This is a genomic window from Natronococcus sp. A-GB7, assembly GCF_029688865.1.
Classification (GTDB): Archaea; Halobacteriota; Halobacteria; order Halobacteriales; family Natrialbaceae; genus Natronococcus.
Window position 1 is genome coordinate 116,381 of record NZ_JARUKV010000009.1, and the last position, 16,915, is coordinate 133,295.

General features: G+C 67.0%; 21 protein-coding genes and 1 tRNA gene. 12 read left to right on the forward strand and 10 right to left on the reverse strand.

All coding sequences use genetic code 11. From position 1 onward, the window contains the following. Positions 1-3: 3 nt before the first annotated feature. From QA609_RS10180 to QA609_RS10200, 5 genes are all read right to left on the reverse strand, one after another. Entirely contained in the window at positions 4-576 is a 573-nt protein-coding gene (locus tag QA609_RS10180; RefSeq protein ID WP_278302498.1) for a cysteine hydrolase family protein, read from the reverse strand. Then, on the reverse strand, positions 573-1,370 hold the full coding sequence (locus QA609_RS10185; RefSeq protein WP_278302499.1) for a YqcI/YcgG family protein: 798 nt from the start codon (positions 1,368-1,370) through the stop codon (positions 573-575). The genes QA609_RS10180 and QA609_RS10185 overlap by 4 nt, the downstream gene beginning before the upstream one ends. 115 nt (positions 1,371-1,485) lie before the next feature. Further along, positions 1,486-1,986: an MOSC domain-containing protein gene (locus QA609_RS10190; RefSeq protein ID WP_278302500.1), complete on the reverse strand. Its 501-nt coding sequence runs from the start codon at positions 1,984-1,986 to the stop codon at positions 1,486-1,488. A gap of 30 nt (positions 1,987-2,016) precedes the next feature. Continuing rightward, complete coding sequence (locus QA609_RS10195) at positions 2,017-2,727, reverse strand: DUF2071 domain-containing protein (protein WP_278302501.1); 711 nt, start codon at positions 2,725-2,727, stop codon at positions 2,017-2,019. Between the two features lie 54 nt (positions 2,728-2,781). Then, positions 2,782-3,522, reverse strand: coding sequence for an SDR family NAD(P)-dependent oxidoreductase (locus tag QA609_RS10200; RefSeq protein WP_278302502.1), 741 nt, complete (start codon positions 3,520-3,522; stop codon positions 2,782-2,784). Positions 3,523-3,632: 110 nt separating this feature from the next. On the opposite strand from QA609_RS10200, the gene QA609_RS10205 reads away from it, so the two are divergent. Together QA609_RS10205 and QA609_RS10210 are read left to right on the forward strand one after the other, a co-directional pair. Then, complete coding sequence (locus tag QA609_RS10205) at positions 3,633-4,100, forward strand: universal stress protein (RefSeq protein ID WP_278302503.1); 468 nt, start codon at positions 3,633-3,635, stop codon at positions 4,098-4,100. Positions 4,101-4,243: 143 nt separating this feature from the next. Then, on the forward strand, positions 4,244-4,708 hold the full coding sequence (locus QA609_RS10210; protein WP_278302504.1) for a universal stress protein: 465 nt from the start codon (positions 4,244-4,246) through the stop codon (positions 4,706-4,708). 13 nt (positions 4,709-4,721) lie between these two features. Here the strand turns inward: QA609_RS10210 and QA609_RS10215 are convergent, their stop codons facing one another. Beyond that, positions 4,722-5,174, reverse strand: a complete 453-nt coding sequence (locus QA609_RS10215) for a hypothetical protein (RefSeq protein ID WP_278302505.1) — start codon at positions 5,172-5,174, stop codon at positions 4,722-4,724. A gap of 115 nt (positions 5,175-5,289) precedes the next feature. Here QA609_RS10215 and QA609_RS10220 point away from each other — a divergent pair, with 115 nt between their 5' ends. From QA609_RS10220 to QA609_RS10235, 4 genes are all read left to right on the forward strand, one after another. Then, positions 5,290-6,267, forward strand: coding sequence for an ROK family protein (locus tag QA609_RS10220; protein WP_278302506.1), 978 nt, complete (start codon positions 5,290-5,292; stop codon positions 6,265-6,267). A gap of 321 nt (positions 6,268-6,588) precedes the next feature. After that, entirely contained in the window at positions 6,589-6,951 is a 363-nt protein-coding gene (locus QA609_RS10225) for a NifU family protein (protein WP_278302507.1), read from the forward strand. A gap of 135 nt (positions 6,952-7,086) precedes the next feature. Next, a complete protein-coding gene (locus tag QA609_RS10230; protein ID WP_278302508.1) occupies positions 7,087-7,647 on the forward strand; it encodes an amino acid-binding protein in 561 nt (186 codons plus the stop codon). Next, a complete protein-coding gene (locus QA609_RS10235; RefSeq protein ID WP_278302509.1) occupies positions 7,647-8,600 on the forward strand; it encodes a homoserine dehydrogenase in 954 nt (317 codons plus the stop codon). The genes QA609_RS10230 and QA609_RS10235 overlap by 1 nt, the downstream gene beginning before the upstream one ends. A gap of 27 nt (positions 8,601-8,627) precedes the next feature. On the opposite strand, the gene QA609_RS10240 is transcribed toward QA609_RS10235, so the two are convergent. Then, positions 8,628-9,824: an inorganic phosphate transporter gene (locus QA609_RS10240; protein WP_278302510.1), complete on the reverse strand. Its 1,197-nt coding sequence runs from the start codon at positions 9,822-9,824 to the stop codon at positions 8,628-8,630. Between the two features lie 270 nt (positions 9,825-10,094). Here QA609_RS10240 and tuf point away from each other — a divergent pair, with 270 nt between their 5' ends. The 6 genes from tuf (at position 10,095) to QA609_RS10270 (ending at position 14,198) form a co-directional block, all read left to right on the forward strand. After that, positions 10,095-11,360 carry a translation elongation factor EF-1 subunit alpha gene (gene tuf / locus QA609_RS10245; protein ID WP_278302511.1) on the forward strand — a complete coding sequence of 422 codons (1,266 nt, stop codon included), beginning with the start codon at positions 10,095-10,097 and terminating at the stop codon, positions 11,358-11,360. Continuing rightward, entirely contained in the window at positions 11,361-11,669 is a 309-nt protein-coding gene (gene rpsJ / locus QA609_RS10250; protein ID WP_005552865.1) for a 30S ribosomal protein S10, read from the forward strand. Positions 11,670-11,777: 108 nt separating this feature from the next. Beyond that, positions 11,778-12,437 carry a rhomboid family intramembrane serine protease gene (locus tag QA609_RS10255; protein WP_278302512.1) on the forward strand — a complete coding sequence of 220 codons (660 nt, stop codon included), beginning with the start codon at positions 11,778-11,780 and terminating at the stop codon, positions 12,435-12,437. Between the two features lie 127 nt (positions 12,438-12,564). After that, a tRNA-Ala gene (locus QA609_RS10260) sits at positions 12,565-12,636 on the forward strand. 455 nt (positions 12,637-13,091) lie between these two features. After that, the gene (locus tag QA609_RS10265; protein WP_278302513.1) at positions 13,092-13,550 is read left to right on the forward strand and encodes a 2Fe-2S iron-sulfur cluster-binding protein; all 459 of its coding nucleotides are present in this window, start codon (positions 13,092-13,094) and stop codon (positions 13,548-13,550) included. Positions 13,551-13,559: 9 nt separating this feature from the next. Then, the gene (locus QA609_RS10270; protein WP_278302514.1) at positions 13,560-14,198 is read left to right on the forward strand and encodes a hypothetical protein; all 639 of its coding nucleotides are present in this window, start codon (positions 13,560-13,562) and stop codon (positions 14,196-14,198) included. A 23-nt stretch (positions 14,199-14,221) separates the two neighbouring features. On the opposite strand, the gene QA609_RS10275 is transcribed toward QA609_RS10270, so the two are convergent. From QA609_RS10275 to QA609_RS10285, 3 genes are all read right to left on the reverse strand, one after another. After that, positions 14,222-14,452 (reverse strand): hypothetical protein, encoded by a 231-nt coding sequence (locus QA609_RS10275; protein ID WP_278302515.1) that lies wholly within the window; start codon positions 14,450-14,452, stop codon positions 14,222-14,224. 318 nt (positions 14,453-14,770) lie between these two features. Then, entirely contained in the window at positions 14,771-16,120 is a 1,350-nt protein-coding gene (locus tag QA609_RS10280; RefSeq protein WP_278302516.1) for a S8 family serine peptidase, read from the reverse strand. A 288-nt stretch (positions 16,121-16,408) separates the two neighbouring features. After that, positions 16,409-16,816, reverse strand: coding sequence for a CBS domain-containing protein (locus QA609_RS10285; RefSeq protein ID WP_278302517.1), 408 nt, complete (start codon positions 16,814-16,816; stop codon positions 16,409-16,411). Positions 16,817-16,915: the final 99 nt, after the last annotated feature.

Sequence of the window (16,915 nt, forward strand, 5' to 3'; positions counted from 1 at the left end):
TCGTCAGTCGAGTTCGGCCACCAGCTCCGCCGTCGTCGCCACCGTCGCGAACTCTCCCTCGAGCTGGGCCAGCGCCGTCCGGTGGATCGTCTCGGCGTCGAACGCGTCGCCGTCGAACTCGCGGTCGAACGTCGCCGTCGCGTCGGCGACCACCGTCGGCTCGAAGCCGAGGTTCTCGGCCATCCGGGTCGTCGTCGAGACGCAGTGGTCGGTCGTGAGCCCGGCGAGGACGAGCCGCTCGAGCCCGTGCTCCCGGAGCCAGGACTCGAGGCCCGTCCCGATAAAGGCGCTGTTGACCGACTTCTCGAACGTCGGCTCGCCCTCCGCGGGCGCCGTCTCCGGTTTGAACGCAAAGCCCGGCCCGTCGCTCCGCAGCGGCGACGCCGGCTCGCTCGAGTCGTGGCGAACGTGGACGACGGGACGGTCGGCCTCGCGCCAGGCCTCGAGCAGTTCGGCCGCACGCTGTTCCGCGTCGGGGTTGTTCCGCGTTCCCCACGTCGGATCGTCGAACCCGTCCTGAAGGTCGATCAGGATCAGTGCGGGCTCCCCGTCGCTTTCGTTTGCCCTGTCGGTCATGGGAGTTGCGCACCGGGTTTCGGATGATCTCGAGTGACCGTCATCGGACACTCATCGGGCGATTGGGCGTCGTCGGCCGTCAGCATGTACTGGGGCCACTCGCGGTCGCCCTCGACGCCCCAGTCGCCCAGATCGGCGTGGGGACAGACGCCGTCGTACCCCTCGAGGCGGTCCTGGATGACGTCGCGAGCCTGCTGGCCCGCGTGGGTGTCGGCCGTCACGCCGAGGTTCTCGAACAGCGCGCGGGGCTGGAACGTTACCTCGAGCCCGATCGGGCAATAGCGGCTCTTGCGCTCGTCGTAGAACGGCGCTCGACAGGTCGGGAACATCGGCTCACCACCCAGACAGAACTCCCAGCGCTCGTCGTCGGGATCCGTCGGGATCCCCTCGGGCCAGGGCTCGGGATCGTGGAGATGGAGCGTCTGCAAGATGTGCCACAACGTCTCGTGGTACTCCCGTTCGGAGAGCGGTTCCTCGGGCGGCTCGAAGAAGGTCACCAGCGAGGCTCGCGGCGAGTGCTCGCGGTAGACCTCGAGGTACTCGAGGATCCGATCGCGCAGCGTCAGTAGGGCGTCGGCGTCGGACATCGACGGCACCGCGGTGTACAGCGGCTCACCCTGCTGGACCGATTCCGCGCCGAAAAAGCAGGGAAACGGGGTCCCGTTTCGCTCGCCAAGCAACCCGTCTCGGAACGACCGCCAGTGGGCGACGACCCAGTCCGGAGCGTCGCCGGTCTGCACCCGTTCGTCGAGCGTCTCCTGGTCCATCAGCGATTGGACGCCGGGTTCGTTCATCGGGCGAGTGCTGGGACCGCGCGGCAATGTACCTTCGCGTTGTCGCCCCGATTCGGCTGGTCACGGCGCGCCCGGAGACCAGCCGACCGAACGTGTGCGAGCCCGCGGCTCCGGTTCAGAGCGCCTCGAGCCGATCGCCGACCGTCAGGACGCCACCCTCGAGGATTCGCGCTCGGAGCCCGCCGCGGTGGACCAGCGCCTCGCGGACCCCGTCTTCGGCGAGGTGGCGCTCGAGATAGGAACAGGGCTCGCAGAGCTCGACGCCCTCGCAGACGACGTCGCCGACCCGGAACCGCGCCCCGTCGAGGTGGTTCAGCGCGACCCCCTCGGTCGTCAGGTTTCGCCGGTGGACGCCCGGCTCGAGTTCGATATCGTAGTCTCGCTCGACGGCCTCGAGTGCCTCGCGTTCGATCAGCGTCAGATCGCTGCCCTCTCGGTCGGCGAACGTGCCTCCCGCACGCTCGTCGGGCTCGTCTCCCGCCTCGGCGTCGGCGAGACAGTAGCGGTCGCCCTCGAGCCCGCGTCCGGCGAGCGCCCGAACGCGCTCGCGCGCCGTCGTCGGTTCACCCTGCTCGGCGGCGACGTGGATCGCTTGCACCCGTGCCGTATCGGTCATGATCGAGTTCACTCGCGCCGTCGGGTTAGCTCAACCGGTGTTCGTCGGGCCGGTCCACGGCCGGTTTCGTGACGAAACGATGTCGACGCCCGCCCCGTAGTAACAGACCGGCGACGTCTCTGGCGTCTCGAACCCGTTCGCCTCGAACAGCCCGTTTCGTTCGAACGTGGCGGTCGCCGGCTGGAGCGTCCACGGCTCGTGGGAGAGGTCGGCGTAGCGCAGCCCCCCGCGGTGACCGGGCGTGTAGTACCGGTACCGCTCGGTGAGAAAGGCGGCAAGCGACCCCGGCTCTGGCGCAAACGCCTCGCCGACGGGCTCGTACGTTGCCGCGAAGATCGCGTCGGGCGCGCCGGGATGGCGACGCTCGCTCGAGAACACGACTCGCTCGCCCGTTCGCTCCATCTCGACGCTCGCGTTGTAGTACGGCAGCCGATGAGCGAGGCGTGCGGCGACGACGCCGAGAACGCCCTCGGCGTCCAGACTGTAGAAGTAGACCCCCGGCTTGCCGTCACACCGGACGTACGTCCGGAGGTTGAGTTCCGGCAGTTCGAAGCCTGCGAGGGCGGGCAGTCCCCGCGGCCGGACGGCGACGTTCAGATAGGGGACGACCGAGAGCCACGCCCGGCCGTCGTGCGTGTCGGCGACGAGCCCGTCCGGCAGGCTGGCGTCGACGACCTCCGGATCGACCGGCCAGTTCGCAAAGAGGAGCTGTCGCCACCCCATCGCAACGGGAAGCACCATACCTCGAGAGAGCGGTGCCCGCCGAAAAAGCGCCGTCCCTAACGGTCGCCTCTCTCACACCGTCTCGGGAAGCCAGCCGCCGTCGACCTCGATGTTCTCGCCGCTGACGTACTCACTGTCGGGATCGAGGAAGAACAGCAGCGGGTTGATCAGGTCGTCGAAGCTCGCGGGGCGGTCCCGCGGGAGTTCCTCGGGGAATTCGTCGGAGTTCTCGACGACGTACGGCGAGACGGCGTTGACGGTGATCCCGTCGTCCCGGGTGTCGGCGGCGAGCATCCGCGTGAACATCAACACGCCCGCCTTCGCGACGAAGTACGGGAAGTTCTTCGGGCTCACCAGTCCCTTCTCCGAGGAGGCGTAGCCGACGTTGACGATCCGGGCGTAGTCGGCCTCCCGCATCGACGGGAGCGCGCGCTTCGAACAGAGGTAGGTGCCGTTGACGTTGGTCTCGAGCACCCGATTCCAGCTGTCGAACTCGAGCTCCTCCCAGTGGGCGGGCGCGAAGTCGCCGACGTTGTTCACGAGGACGTCGACGTCGCCGAGTTCGGCCTCGACGGCCGCGAAGAGCCCGTCGACGCTCTCGGGATCGGTGACGTCGCCCTGCACCGTCATCGCCTCCGGCGCGCCCCGATCGCGGGCCGACTCGGCAACCTCCCGGGCGGCGTCCGCGCTGGTGTGGTAGTGAACCGCGGTTTTCGCCCCGCAGTCGGCGGTCGCGAGCAGGAGTTCGCGGCCGACGCCCCTCGCGCTACCCGTGACGAGGACGGTCCGGTTCGAGAGATCGGGATCGTTCATATCGCGTTCGTCGGCGACAGCGGGCAAAAGCGACCCGGAACCGGCGACTGGCGCGCGGAACCCACTCCCGAACTCCCGAATTTAAGTCGGCACCGATACATAGAGCGGATATGACGCTACAGACGATTCTCCTCGCCGTCGGTCCGGGCGACGCCGACCGCACCGACGAGCTCGCGGAGACGGTGATCGAAGTCGCACAGCCCGCAGACGCGACGGTCGTTCTGGCCCACGTCTTCACCCAGGACGAGTACAACGAGGTGCTCGAGAACCTCGAGATGGACGACGAGAGCGGTCAGGTCCGTCCCGACGAGGTCGCCTCCCGACACTCGACGATCAGGGACCTGCGCCGGAAACTCGAGGCGGCGGACGTCGACTACGACGTCCGCGGCGATATCGGCGACCACGGCTCGACGATCGTCGAGCTGGCGACCGGAGTGGCCGCCGATCGGGTCGTCGTCGGCGGTCGTCGGCGCTCGCCGACCGGAAAGGCCGTCTTCGGCTCGACGGCCCAGGAGGTTTTGCTCTCCTCGCCGTGTCCGGTAACGTTCGTCCGAGAACGCCAGGAGGCGGAGGAGTGAGGCGGTTCGTTACACCGAGCTCCGAACTCGCGGAGCGGTCGCGGCTGCACCGGAACTGACGACGACCACGCCCTCTGAAGCGGCGTCGGTGACCGACTGCGGGATCGCGAACCGTTAAGCGGGTGGGAATGACACGTACTCGCATGGCTATCGATACCGTCTTGCTCGCAGTCGGGCCGATGGACACCGTCCGGGCCGAGGAACTCGCCGAGACCGTCCTCGAGATCGCGGCCCCGCTCGAGGCGACCGTCGTGATCGGTCACGCCTTCACCGAGGCGGAGTACGAGGAGTTCCGCGAGAATCTGGGGTTCGAGGAGCGCGTCGAGGACGTCGACCCCACCGCGGTCGCGGCCCGCCGGGCGCCGGTTCCCGACCTCGAGGAGCGTCTCTCGGCGGCTGGCGTCGAGACCGAGGTTCGGGGCGCACTCGGCGACGTGGCCACCGAGGTCGTCGAGATGGCGCGGGCGGTCGACGCCGACCGGCTGGTCGTCGGCGGACGCCGGCGCTCACCGGCCGAGAAGGCGGTGCTCGGCTCGGTCTCCCAGGAGATCATCCTCGCGGCTCCCTGTCCGGTCACGTACTACCGGGATCTCGACGTGATGGAGTGAGCGGGGCGGACGGCTACTCGCCCTCGCCCGCGGTCCGTTCCGTCGGCTCGTCCCGGTCCGCCCGTTCCTTCCACCGTCGTTCCTGCCGTCGCTCGGGAACGTGGCGTCGACCGTCGACTAGCTCCCGCCGGACGCGGGCCTCGAGCGCGGCCGTCTCGGCCAGCAGCGTCCCCTGGAAGTCCTCGAGGACGTCGTACGACCAGCGGTCACCGTCGACGACGCCGTGGGGGAGTAGCTGGGTTCGGATCGCGTCGGCGAGCTCGTCGTGGCCGCTTTCCCTGAGCAGCCGTTCGGCGTCGTCGAGATGGTCCATCCCGTGGCCCGTCGCGTGGTGGAACTCGAGCAGACAGCCCTGGGCGCGCTGGAGCCACTCGAATCCGAGTTCGACCTCGTGGAGCGCCTCGAGCTCCGCATCGGTGAGCGCAGCACCTGGAACCGGATCGGAGTCGTACTCGTCGGTTGCCATATGTTACCTATGGTCTCACGTGACATACCTGTGGCGCCCGATCTGCCCTCGGTCGCTACTCGGGGTCGAGTGAAGATACCGGTAGTTAAGTACGACGACCGTGCTCTGCTGTAGTATGGTCTACTACGCGGGCGTCGATCTCGGTGCGACCAACGTCCGGGCGGCCGTCGCGACCGACGACGCGACGACGATCGGCATCAGTCGCAACGGGACGCCGCGAGGCCCCACCGGAATCGACGTCACCGAGGGCGTCCTTCGAACGCTTCGCGAGGCGTGTGGCGACGCCGGGGTCGCGCCCGAGGAGATCGTCGCCGCGGGCATCGGTTCGATCGGCCCGTTCGACCTCGCGGAGGGGGCGGTGATCGACCCGGCGAACCTGCCCGACTCGATCGACCGCATCCCGCTGACGGGTCCGATCGAGAAGCTCATCGGCAGCGACGAAGTTCACCTCCACAACGACACCACCGCCGGCGTCATCGGCGAGCGGTTCCACGCCGCGCGCAACCCCGACGACATGGTCTATATTACGATCTCCTCGGGGATTGGTGCCGGCGTCTGCTGTGACGGCGATATCCTCGCCGGCTGGGACGGCAACGCCGGCGAGGTCGGCCACTGCGTCGTCGATCCTCGAGGGCGGCTGACCTGTGGCTGCGGTCACGACGGCCACTGGGAGGCGTACTGTTCGGGCAACGGCATTCCCGACTTCGCACGGTTGCTGGCCGACGACGATCCGACCGTCTCGACGGAGCTCCCCCTCGAGAGTCCCGATTTCACCGCGAAGGACGTCTTCGAGCTGGCCGGCGGGGACGAGCTGGCCGACTACACCATCGAGCAGCTCGCCCACTGGAACGCGATCGGGGTCACGAACGTCGTCCAGTCGTTCGCGCCGATCGTCGTCTCCTTCGGCGGGGCCGTCGCCCTGTACAACGAGGAGCTGGTCGTCGACCCGATCCGCGAACGCGTCTCGGAGATGCTGTTGAACAACGTTCCCGAGATCCGGGTCACCGACCACGGCGACGACGTCGTCCTCGAGGGGGCGATCGCCAGCGCCCTCACCGAGGGGACCGGCGACAGGGAGCGGATGCGAAGCTGAGGCCGGCCGCCGTCAGTCGGCTCCGGCGCACCCGCGTGCCGTCGTCCGCGCGTGCCGGGACGTCGGGACGATACCAACACTGCTCGAGCCGCCTCTTGGGCCGTTTCGTTCGTCGGTCCGGCTCCCCAACTCGAGGAACGCCGAGAGCAGCCCTCCCGCCGCGAGTCGCGGTTGTGCTCTCGCGGGCAACGCGGCCGCTCGGGACGACGCGTTCGACTCGTCGAGCGCGCCCGGACTGGAATCGGTCCGTCGGCGCTGTATCGAACGATCGTGAGGGTTTCGGACCAAACCTATTCATCGCTCGAGTGCTTAGGTCGGGCGATGACTGACTCCGAGGACGACCCGCTCAAAGACCGAGTCGAGACGTGGCTCACGCGCGAGATGCCGATCATCCAGATGCACGGGGGAACCAGCGCGGTTCGGAAGGCCGACCCCGACGACGGCGAGGTTATCATCGAACTCGGCGGCGGCTGCAAGGGGTGTTCGGTCGGCGACATCACGACGAGTAACATCGAGGCCGAACTGATCACGTGGTCCGAGATCGACGAGGTCACGGTTCGCATCCCGGACGCCCGCGAGAGCCTCGGCGGGCCGGATCAGGCCGAGTCGATCATGGGCGTCGACCGCACCGAGGGCGGGCGGGGCGACTGGGGCTCCTCGAACCCCGGCGAGGACCACCTCTGAGTCCGATCTCGAGCGGCCGTGCCGGCTGTTGACACGGCCGGAGAGTTTTGGGAAGTCCTATATCCTTTTACACGCCCATTACGGAGTCACAGAGTATGACAACGCCTGGACGCCCACAGTTCGGAGGTGACGACGATGGCTGACGTGCCCGAGTCCGACGAGGAGGAACCCGAGACCGACGGCGGCGTACGCGCCTACACCGTCCGCCTCGAGCTGGTCGACGAGCCCGGCGAGTTGCTCCGCGCGCTCGAGCCGATCTCGGCCAACGGCGGCAACCTCCTGAGCATCCACCACGAGCGCGGCAACATCACGCCGCGGGGCCACATCCCCGTCGAGGTCGACCTCGAGAGCCCGCCCGAGCGCTTCGACGGGATCGTCGACGCGCTGCGAGACGCCGGCATCAACGTGATCCAGGCCGGCGCGGAACACTACGGCGAGGAGCTCTCGGTCGTCCTGGTCGGCGACCTCGTCGAGACCGACCTCTCGGAGACGCTCTCGCGGATCGAGGACGAAGCCGACGCGGTCGTCAAGGACCTCTCGCTTGCGGCCCCAGAGGGAACGAACGCGACCGCGAGCGCGCGACTCCGACTCGCGATCGACTCCGGGCGCGCCGAGCGGGTCTTCGAGGCGATTCGCGCCGTCGGCACCGACAAGGAGCTGACCGTCGTCGAGCCGCTGGTCGGGGGTGAGGCCTGATGCGACTCGCCATCGTCGGCGCGGGCGACGTCGGTCGGTCGGTCGCCGACCTGGCCGGCGAGTACGGCCACGAGGTCGTCGCGATCGCCGACTCGAGCGGCGCGGCGGTCGACGCCGACGGGATCGACGTCGAGCGCGCGCTCGAGCGCAAGGCCGGCGGTGAGTCCGTCGGCACCGCCGACCCCGCGACGCTCTTCGAGACCGACTACGACGTCCTCGTCGAGGCGACGCCGACGACGCTGGGCGACGCCGAGCCCGGCTTCACCCACGTCGAGCGCGCACTCGAGACCGACCACCACGTCGTGCTGGCGAACAAGGGACCCGTCGCCGAGCGCTACGAGGAGCTGCGCGCGCTCGAGGCCGACAGCGCGGGCTCGATCCGCTTCGAGGCGACCGTCGGCGGCGCCATCCCGGTGCTGTCGACGATCGAGGACTGTACGCCCCAGGCGGTGACAGCGGCCCGGGGCGTGCTCAACGGCACCGCGAACTTCATCCTCACGCGCATGGCCGCGGAGGGGTTAGACTACGAGCACGTCCTCGCGGAGGCCCAGGACCTCGGCGTCGCGGAGGCCGATCCCACCTTCGACGTCGACGGCACCGACGCCGCGCTGAAGTTCGTCATCCTGGCGAACGTGCTGGCCGACGGCGGGTTCTCGCTCGAGGACGCGACCGTCGAGGGTATCCAGGACATTCCCGGGAGCGCGCTCGAGCTCGCCGCCGAGGACGGCCGAACGATCCGGCTCATCGGCGAGGCCTCCCGGGAGGGTGTCCGCGTCGGACCGCGACTCGTCCCCGAAAACGGCGCGCTCGCGGTGACGGGGACGCGAAACATCGTCCAGCTCGAGACCAAACACGCGGGCAGCCTCCACAACAGCGGCCGGGGCGCGGGCGGTCCCGAGACCGCGACGGCGGTGCTGTCGGACGTCGGCCGGCTGCCGTCGCTCGAGGAGTAACGCACGGGAACCGTTTTCGAGTCGGGTTCAGAGGAGTTCGCCGAGCCCGACCGCCGCGGTCTGGAGGCCGTAGCCGACGACGAGTCCGAAGACGAGCGATCCGATCCAGGCGACCGCAGTCACCACCAGCTTTCGCTCGCTTACGGTGTCGCCGCCGACCGCGTAGCCGACGCCAGCCATCGCGCCGATGAAGATCTGGTTGAACGACATCGGTATCCCGAAGAAGATCCCGATCTGGGCGAAGACGAACGACGGGATGAGGACGGCGATCGAGCGACGCGGACCGAGTTCGGAGTAATCCTGCGAGAGGGCCTTGATCATCCGCGGAGCGGCCATCCACGACCCGAGCAGAATACCGATCCCGCCGAACACTAACACGGGGACGACCGCGTCGACGGGGACGGTCCCCTCCACGAGCGGCAACAGCGGTCCGACCGCAAGGCCGACCTTGCCGGCGCCGGCGGTGAACGCGACGAGGGCACCCAGTGCGAGCAAGAATCGCCGTTGTGCCGCGACGGAATCTCGCTCGAGCGAGCGCGCGACGATCCAGGTGACGACAGCGGCGACGGCGAGTGTCACCGTTGCTGCGCCGACGAGGGACGGGCCAGGAAGCCCCGCCGCCGCGGCCGTCGCGAGTGACGCCTGTTCGCCCGGCGGACCGAGGAAGAGAAACTCCATGTTCGCGACGACGACGCCGACGATCCCCGCGAGCGCGGCGACGAGTCGCTTCTCCGAAACCGCCGTTCCCCGGAGAAGCAGCGTGAGCGCGTACGAGGGCGGGGCAACGGCGATCGGCGTCACCAGCCAGTAGAGCCCGATCTCGGTGTAGGTTCCCCAGGCCGGTTCGCCCCCGATCGCCAGCCCGACGCCGACGACGCTACCGGTGATGGCGAACGCGGTCGCGATCGGATACCCCGCGAACACCCCCGCGGCGATGTAGGTCGCGGCGATCGTAAGCGCGATCGCCGAGGCGAGCGGCGACAGCGTCACGCCCTCGATGAGTCCCTCGCCGACGGTCTCGGTCACCGCCGCCCCCTGCAACACTGCGCCGGCGAACCCGAGGAGGCCGACGACGAACGCCGCTCGCAGCGTCGTGATCGCGTTCGCGCCGACCGCCGGTGCGAACGGCGTCGATCCGGACGATCCGGCGCCGATCGTCCACGCGGCAAAAAAGCTCGCGGCGATCGCCACGATAAACAGCAGTGCAGCGCTGAGTTCGATCATCTGTAACCTTTGCTGACGCCGTCGGCGATGCGGGTACCGCCGAACGCCGCTAGTTCGTCCGGAAGGTGGATCCGAACAGCTATTTGAGTAACGGGCTCGTAATCCAGTTCGACCCGACCGGCGTGTACACGCCGATCGTGGTCGGAACCGTGTGCACTAGACACAAACCGCAAGCGGGCGTTGGGTTCGACCGAATACGCTTTCGAAATGGTTTTAACCGCAACGAGCAAAAGAGACCGATATAAGCGCCTTTGCGCGTGAGCTACAACAATGAGCGAAGACAAACCCCACCAGAACCTGGCCATCATCGGTCACGTTGACCACGGGAAGAGTACGCTCGTGGGCCGACTCCTCTACGAAACGGGGAGCGTCCCGGAGCACGTAATCGAACAGCACCGCGAAGAAGCCGAGGAGAAGGGCAAGGGCGGATTCGAGTTCGCCTACGTCATGGACAACCTCGCCGAGGAGCGAGAGCGTGGTGTCACCATCGACATCGCCCACCAGGAGTTCGACACCGACGATTACTACTTCACGATCGTCGACTGTCCTGGCCACCGCGACTTCGTCAAGAACATGATCACTGGCGCGAGCCAGGCCGACAACGCCGTCCTCGTCGTCGCCGCTGACGACGGCGTCGCACCCCAGACCCAGGAGCACGTCTTCCTGGCCCGCACCCTGGGTATCGACGAGCTGATCATCGGCGTCAACAAGATGGACGTCGTCGACTACAAGGAGGACACCTTCGACGAGGTCGTCGAGGAAGTCAACCAGCTGCTCAAGCAGGTTCAGTTCCAGACCGACGGCGCCTCGTTCATCCCGATCTCGGCGTTCGAGGGCGACAACATCGCCGAGGAGTCCGAGAACACGCCGTGGTACGACGGCCGTACCCTGCTCGAGGCCCTGAACGACCTGCCGGAGCCGGAGCCGCCGACGGACGCGCCGCTCCGACTCCCGATCCAGGACGTTTACACGATCTCCGGCATCGGTACCGTCCCAGTCGGACGTATCGAGACCGGTATCATGAACATCGGCGACGACGTCTCCTTCCAGCCCAGCGACGTGGGCGGCGAGGTCAAGACGATCGAGATGCACCACGAGGAGGTCCCCAAGGCCGAGCCCGGTGACAACGTCGGATTCAACGTCCGCGGCATCGGCAAGGACGACATCCGCCGCGGTGACGTCTGTGGTCCCGCCGACGACCCGCCAAGCGTCGCCGAGACGTTCCAGGCCCAGGTCGTCGTCATGCAGCACCCCTCGGTCATCACGGCCGGCTACACGCCGGTCTTCCACGCCCACACGGCCCAGGTCGCCTGTACGATCGAGTCCATCGACAAAAAGATGGACCCCGCAAGCGGCGAGGTCGCCGAGGAGAACCCCGACTTCATCCAGTCGGGTGACGCTGCAGTCGTGACGATCCGACCGCAGAAGCCCCTCAGCATCGAACCGTCCAGCGAGATTCCCGAGCTCGGGAGCTTCGCCATCCGTGACATGGGTCAGACCATCGCGGCCGGCAAGGTCCTCGAGGTCAACGAATAAATGCAGCAGGCACGCGTTCGACTCGCGGGCACCAGTCCAGAGGATCTAGACGACATCTGTGACGACGTCCGCGAGATCGCGAGCAACACCGGCGTCAACCTGAGCGGTCCGATCCCGCTGCCGACGAAGACCCTCGAGGTGCCGACCCGGAAGTCGCCTGACGGCGAGGGCACCGCCACGTGGGAGCACTGGGAGATGCGCGTCCACAAGCGCCTGATCGATCTGGACGCCGACGAACGCGCACTCCGCCAGCTCATGCGCATTCAGGTGCCGAACGACGTTTCGATCGAGATCGTCCTCGAAGACTGATCTCGAGCGCGGATTTTCCGTTTTTTCGCGCCTCGTGAGCCGCGGTGCCGTCGTGGCAGGCGAATGTAGGCCGCGTGAACTTTTACCGCCGTATCCCATATCGGTAGTATGGTGACCCGTTCGCGCCGCAGCTCCGATACCGACTCCCGCTCCGGCGGTCCCATCCTCGAGGTGCTGCTCATCTTCGTGGTCGTGCTCATCGCCCAGACCGTCGCCGCAGTTATCAGCGCCGGGTTGATGGCCGGACTGTTCGTCCTCGGGCCGCCGCTGACCGCGAACCCCTGGACGATCGTCACCAGCGTCTACGCCCACAGCGGGCTCGGTCACCTGCTCTCGAACAGCGTCGGGCTCGTGCTGTTCGGCTGGCCGATCGCCCGCGCGACGACGCGGCTGCGCTTTCACACGTTCTTCCTCGTGACGGGGGCGCTCGCCGGAATCACGCAGGTGGTGACGAGTAGCTTCTTCGCCTCGATCGGCGTCGGCGACCCGACCGCCGTGCTCGGCGCCAGCGGCGCGGTGTTCGCGCTGGCGGGCTACCTGATCGCAGGCAACCGTCTCTCGGACGCGTTCGCGTCGGTCGTCGAGATCCCCCGATGGGCTGCCGTGGCCGTCTTCGTCGTCCTCGCGGCCGTGATCACGATCGCGACGGGCGCCCCCGGCGTCGCCCTGATCGCCCACTTCACCGGGTTCCTGCTCGGACTGCTCGCGGGTCGGGCCGGCGTGCTGGACGTGGCCTCGAGGCGGGCTCGAGCCGACGCGAGTGTGTGATCGTCTCGGGGGTGGCTCGAGGTCAGGAGTGTTGGAGGTCTGGCTCGAGGCCCGTCGCGTGTGCTCGCGGCCCACGTCGTTTCCGAAACGCAAGCTACAAGTAGAAACCACGGGTAGAAACGGTCGCGGGCTCGTAGATCAGTGGTAGATCGCTTCCTTCGCAAGGAAGAGGCCCTGGGTTCAAATCCCAGCGAGTCCATAATTCTGCGCCGCGAGCAAACTCGCGAGCGGCGCAAATTATCGTCGATGCTCGGATTTGAACTAGACCAGTCGCAGCCCGGGAAGCGAGCGCAGCGAGCGACCCGGAACGTCTGGGCGTAGTTCAACATCCCAGCGAGTCCATTTCCTTCCGCTCACTTCGTTCGCTCCAGTCAATGGACTCGCTGTACCTCGCAAACGCGAAGCGTTTGCTCAGTCCCAGCGAGTCCGTGATTCCTGCGCGGCCCACAAATTCCTGAGCCGTGAGAATCGTCGTCGAAGACAGGATCTGGATCCTCGCTGTCGCGGTTCTCCCAGCAAGCACGCGGGAACGGCCGCTTCCGTGTAACAGTCGAGCCACGCCATTTTTAAGAACAAATCAAAACGGGGTTTGTTTCCTCTCTAACGAAACTCGAGTGGGGATATTTTGACACTCCTGGTGGTGCGTATCCCTGCATGACCGACTCACCACCCAGCTCTGCTCGAGCAACTACCTCGTCCTGTCCGGCGAAAACGCGGTTCGGTCTCGAGCGTCGCCACGTCCTGCTCGCAGCCGGAACCGCGGGAGCCGCTGCACTCGGCGGGTGCCTGGACGACGAAACCGACGACGAGGAAGCTGCGGCACACGACGTCACCTTCCTCGAGAACGGAGCGGAGACGGAGGTGACGGTCGAGGAGACCGAGGAACTGCTGTATCCGGCCCTCGAGGCGGACGTGGAGATCCCGTACTCGTGCGAAGCCGGAACCTGTGGCCAGTGTACCGCGCGCTACGACGGGGACGCCACCGACGTCGTCGCCCACGACGGAAACGACTATCTCGAGGAGGACCAGATCGCCGACGGCTGGGTGTTGACGTGTGTCGCGTATCCGCGGGACAGTGCCGAACTCGAGGTCGCCCATCCGGACGATGCGTAGTCTCGAGCAATGACTGTTGATCCGTTCAATCGTGGCAAGCACCACGCCGCAGTCGTCGGGATCAGTCTCGTGATGGCGGGACTCCTGTGGATGGCGGGCTACGCACCGCCGCGAATTGTCGCCGCCGTCCCGTGGTTCCTGCTGTTTTTCGTCATGGTTATCGGACCGCTGACAAAGATCTGGCCGCCGATCACTCGGCAGTTCTCCGGGAACTTCCCGCTCAACTGGCGGTCGGAACTGGGGATCTGGTTCGTGATCTGGTCGCTGGTGCACGTCCTCGCCGTGTTCGAGTCCATGGGCTGGGACGTGATCGGCTTCGTCGTGGGGATGAGTGCTTGGGCGTTTGCCGCCATCGCCGGCGTACTCATCGCGGTGATTCTGGCGCTCACCTCGAACAACGCGGCCTACCAGTTCATGGGACCGAAAGCCTGGAAGTGGCACCAGAGCCACGGCACGTACGTCATGTTCTGGCTGCTGACGGTCCACATCTACGATCAGGTCTTCACTCCGAGCGGAGCGCTACCGGAGGATCCGCTCCATCTCCTGTACGTGGCTACCGTTCTCGTCGTCGTGACTCTGCACCTCGGTGCCTTCATCAAGGTCGTCAGCCACTACCGAGAGCACGGTGACTACCCCGGTAGTATCTAACACTCTCGACTCTTCCTCGTCTCTCACTCGAGCTCTGCAAACCCATCCGAGCGAATATCCAACACTTTCTCGGACGGATAGTACCGCACGCCACACCCATCGAAGGGCTCGTTCCCCCGGAGCCACCCCGACTCGAGGATCGTCACGCGTTCGAAGGTCCGGACCAGTGTTTCCCCCCGCTGATCGCCACACTCGAGTTCGAGTTCGATCTCGATACCCCCCGTCTTGTCGGTTCGGTGATCGCCGTCGGCCATCGTCGTTCCTCTCCACCGTCGGTACGTATTAATCTCCGGACACGGGCAAGACGGGTGCGGCCGCTCGAGCGCCTCCAGTCGGCTCCGATCGCGGGACGGCAGCGGCTCGAGGCTCGAGGACAACGGGGAACGGACCCCCGTGCTGGTGGGTGGAGGACGGCACTACGCGTCTCTGACGCCGGGACCGTCCCCATCTCTGGTTGCGAGAAGGATAAGCGATAGCCGATTGTCAAATATTGCCCAAGTCTCCGACACGCTCGAGGCGGGGCCGCCCGCTCGAGACGGCTGGGACTGACGTTTCGGTGCTCGGCTCGCCGCCTACGGCCGGCCCGGATCCGTCGCATCTTCGACCGCCGCCAGCGTGTCGAGGTAGCCCCGGCCGTAGTACTTGCGCGCGTACTCGTCGGGCACCGAGGCGGTTCGCTCGAGGGTCGTCCGCACCTGGTTGGCGTTCGCCTGTTCGTCGACGCTCTTGACGAGCGCGACGGCGCCCGCGACCTGCGGGGCCGCCATCGAGGTACCGGCCAGCCAGTCGTAGCCGTACTCGGCGCCCTGGTACTCACCGTCGTCGAACACCGGATCCGCGACCACGTTCAACACGTCGTCGTACTCGTACTCCCCACCCTGCCCGCCCGGCGCAGCGAGGTCGATTGCGCCGACGCCGTGGGTCGTGTACGTCGAGGGCGTGTAGGGAGGAGCGTCGTACTCGCCGGTCTCGGGATCGAACCCGACGGGACCCGTCGAACTCGTCGTGATTCCCCCGGCGGTCTCCGAGGAGTCCGTCTCGTCCTGGTTGAACTGGAGGCTCTCGCCCCAGTTGCCCGAGGCGTGGGTGTGGAGGGTTCCCTGCCGTCTCGCGTACGTCCCGACGCGCTGGTGGGCCCTTCCCCAGAGTTCGCCCGCCCCTTCGGATCGCATCAGCCACGTCCAGCCGAGGCTGAGGTTGGCGGCGTCGCAGCCGATCTCGGCCGCGTAGACCAGCGCCGCGAGCACTGAGCTCTGGAACGCGTCGCCCAGGTGCGCCGGCGGGAGCTCCGCCCGGTCCGCGCTCGCCGGATTGGCGGCGAACACGCGCAGGTCGACGAGTTCGGTACCGGGCGCCGAGCCGACGACCCCCGTCCCGTCGTCGCTTGCGCCGACGATCCCCGCGACGTGCGTGCCGTGAGCTCCGCCGTAGGGCTCGCCGACGCCGTACTCGTCGTCGGCGAAGTTCTTCGAGAGATCGAGGTTGACCTGGCCCTCGAGATCCGGGTGGCCCGCGGCGACTCCGGTGTCGATGATTGCGACTCGAGTGCCTTCGCCGCGAGTATGGTCGTGGGCCTCCGGAATCCCCTGATTCGCCTTGTCCCACTGGTAGTCGGACAGATCCTCGTCACCCGTCGCGGTCGACTCCAGCCCTCTCCGTCGGGCCGGCCGGTAGCCGTCCGTCTCGAGTCGGACGTCGGGGGCGAACTCGGCCCCCTGTCCCTCGAGTTCGTTCTCGCTGGATCGGACGACCAGCAGGTCGACCGGCTCCAGCTCGTGGACGGTCTCGACGCGGTCCTCGTCGCGTAGACTCGAGCGATCGACGAGAAACCGGTCGGTTGCGTCCGTCGCCGTCGCGACGGAGCCGAGTGCGAGGGTTCCGAGCGATACGCCGCTTGCCGTGATGAAGGTGCGTCGGTCCATGATTCGAGCGGTCGGCGACGCGGGTGCCGACTCCTATCGAGTGCAGGTGCGGGCGTTCCGATACGCGTTGCCGTCCATATCTCTATCTGAATAGGGTGACAAAATTTATGTCGGAGGCGGAAAATCCATCACCAACAATTCTAGTTTTAGGGCCGCGCTCCGGGCGTCGATAACGTAAACGCCTCGAGCGGCCGCGCCGTTCGTGCTGAGAGGACCGTCGGGAGTCGCGGCGCTACCCGGATCTGTCCGCTGTCGGCTCCCTTTCGACCGAGAACGAAACGAGGGCGACTACGCCTCGGGACTCGGCGACTGCACCCGCGAGAGGTAGGCGGTCAGGTCCGTCGTCGTCACGATCCCGATGACGCCCTCCTCGTCGTCGACGACGGGGAGGTGGTGAAAGCCGTGCTCGACCATGAGGTCCGCCGCGTCGCGGATCCCCGTCTGGGCGTCCGTCGTGACGACGTCCGTGGTCATGTACCGGGAGACCGACGTCTCGGCCTTCGGCTGGCTCTCGGCGACGATATCGACGAAGTCGGTCGTTGTCAGGATCCCCTCGAGTCGGTTCCGTTCGCCGACGACGATGACCGATCCCACGCCGTTGTCACGCATCACCTGCCCCGCATCCTCGACGAGCGTCTCCGGCGTTACCGTCTGCAGATCGGTCGACATCACTCGCGCGACGAAAATATCGTCCATACGAGGCGATTGGTACTGTAACCCATAAGGGTTGGCCAACCGGACAACGCGTGTCGACTCGACGGCGCAGGTTTAAGTACGGAATCGGACATAGTCGGT

What these genes read in the sequence shown, in the direction of transcription:
- QA609_RS10225 (WP_278302507.1), top strand. Translation starts at nt 6,589, where the DNA reads ATGACTGACTCCGAGGACGACCCGCTCAAAGACCGAGTCGAGACGTGG.
- QA609_RS10180 (WP_278302498.1), bottom strand. Translation starts at nt 576, where the DNA reads ATGACCGACAGGGCAAACGAAAGCGACGGGGAGCCCGCACTGATCCTG.
- QA609_RS10195 (WP_278302501.1), bottom strand. Translation starts at nt 2,727, where the DNA reads ATGGTGCTTCCCGTTGCGATGGGGTGGCGACAGCTCCTCTTTGCGAAC.
- QA609_RS10205 (WP_278302503.1), top strand. Translation starts at nt 3,633, where the DNA reads ATGACGCTACAGACGATTCTCCTCGCCGTCGGTCCGGGCGACGCCGAC.
- QA609_RS10190 (WP_278302500.1), bottom strand. Translation starts at nt 1,986, where the DNA reads ATGACCGATACGGCACGGGTGCAAGCGATCCACGTCGCCGCCGAGCAG.
- QA609_RS10220 (WP_278302506.1), top strand. Translation starts at nt 5,290, where the DNA reads ATGGTCTACTACGCGGGCGTCGATCTCGGTGCGACCAACGTCCGGGCG.
- QA609_RS10215 (WP_278302505.1), bottom strand. Translation starts at nt 5,174, where the DNA reads ATGGCAACCGACGAGTACGACTCCGATCCGGTTCCAGGTGCTGCGCTC.
- QA609_RS10255 (WP_278302512.1), top strand. Translation starts at nt 11,778, where the DNA reads ATGGTGACCCGTTCGCGCCGCAGCTCCGATACCGACTCCCGCTCCGGC.
- QA609_RS10240 (WP_278302510.1), bottom strand. Translation starts at nt 9,824, where the DNA reads ATGATCGAACTCAGCGCTGCACTGCTGTTTATCGTGGCGATCGCCGCG.
- QA609_RS10285 (WP_278302517.1), bottom strand. Translation starts at nt 16,816, where the DNA reads ATGGACGATATTTTCGTCGCGCGAGTGATGTCGACCGATCTGCAGACG.
- QA609_RS10200 (WP_278302502.1), bottom strand. Translation starts at nt 3,522, where the DNA reads ATGAACGATCCCGATCTCTCGAACCGGACCGTCCTCGTCACGGGTAGC.
- QA609_RS10230 (WP_278302508.1), top strand. Translation starts at nt 7,087, where the DNA reads ATGGCTGACGTGCCCGAGTCCGACGAGGAGGAACCCGAGACCGACGGC.
- QA609_RS10280 (WP_278302516.1), bottom strand. Translation starts at nt 16,120, where the DNA reads ATGGACCGACGCACCTTCATCACGGCAAGCGGCGTATCGCTCGGAACC.
- rpsJ (WP_005552865.1), top strand. Translation starts at nt 11,361, where the DNA reads ATGCAGCAGGCACGCGTTCGACTCGCGGGCACCAGTCCAGAGGATCTA.
- tuf (WP_278302511.1), top strand. Translation starts at nt 10,095, where the DNA reads ATGAGCGAAGACAAACCCCACCAGAACCTGGCCATCATCGGTCACGTT.
- QA609_RS10270 (WP_278302514.1), top strand. Translation starts at nt 13,560, where the DNA reads ATGACTGTTGATCCGTTCAATCGTGGCAAGCACCACGCCGCAGTCGTC.
- QA609_RS10235 (WP_278302509.1), top strand. Translation starts at nt 7,647, where the DNA reads ATGCGACTCGCCATCGTCGGCGCGGGCGACGTCGGTCGGTCGGTCGCC.
- QA609_RS10185 (WP_278302499.1), bottom strand. Translation starts at nt 1,370, where the DNA reads ATGAACGAACCCGGCGTCCAATCGCTGATGGACCAGGAGACGCTCGAC.
- QA609_RS10265 (WP_278302513.1), top strand. Translation starts at nt 13,092, where the DNA reads ATGACCGACTCACCACCCAGCTCTGCTCGAGCAACTACCTCGTCCTGT.
- QA609_RS10210 (WP_278302504.1), top strand. Translation starts at nt 4,244, where the DNA reads ATGGCTATCGATACCGTCTTGCTCGCAGTCGGGCCGATGGACACCGTC.
- QA609_RS10275 (WP_278302515.1), bottom strand. Translation starts at nt 14,452, where the DNA reads ATGGCCGACGGCGATCACCGAACCGACAAGACGGGGGGTATCGAGATC.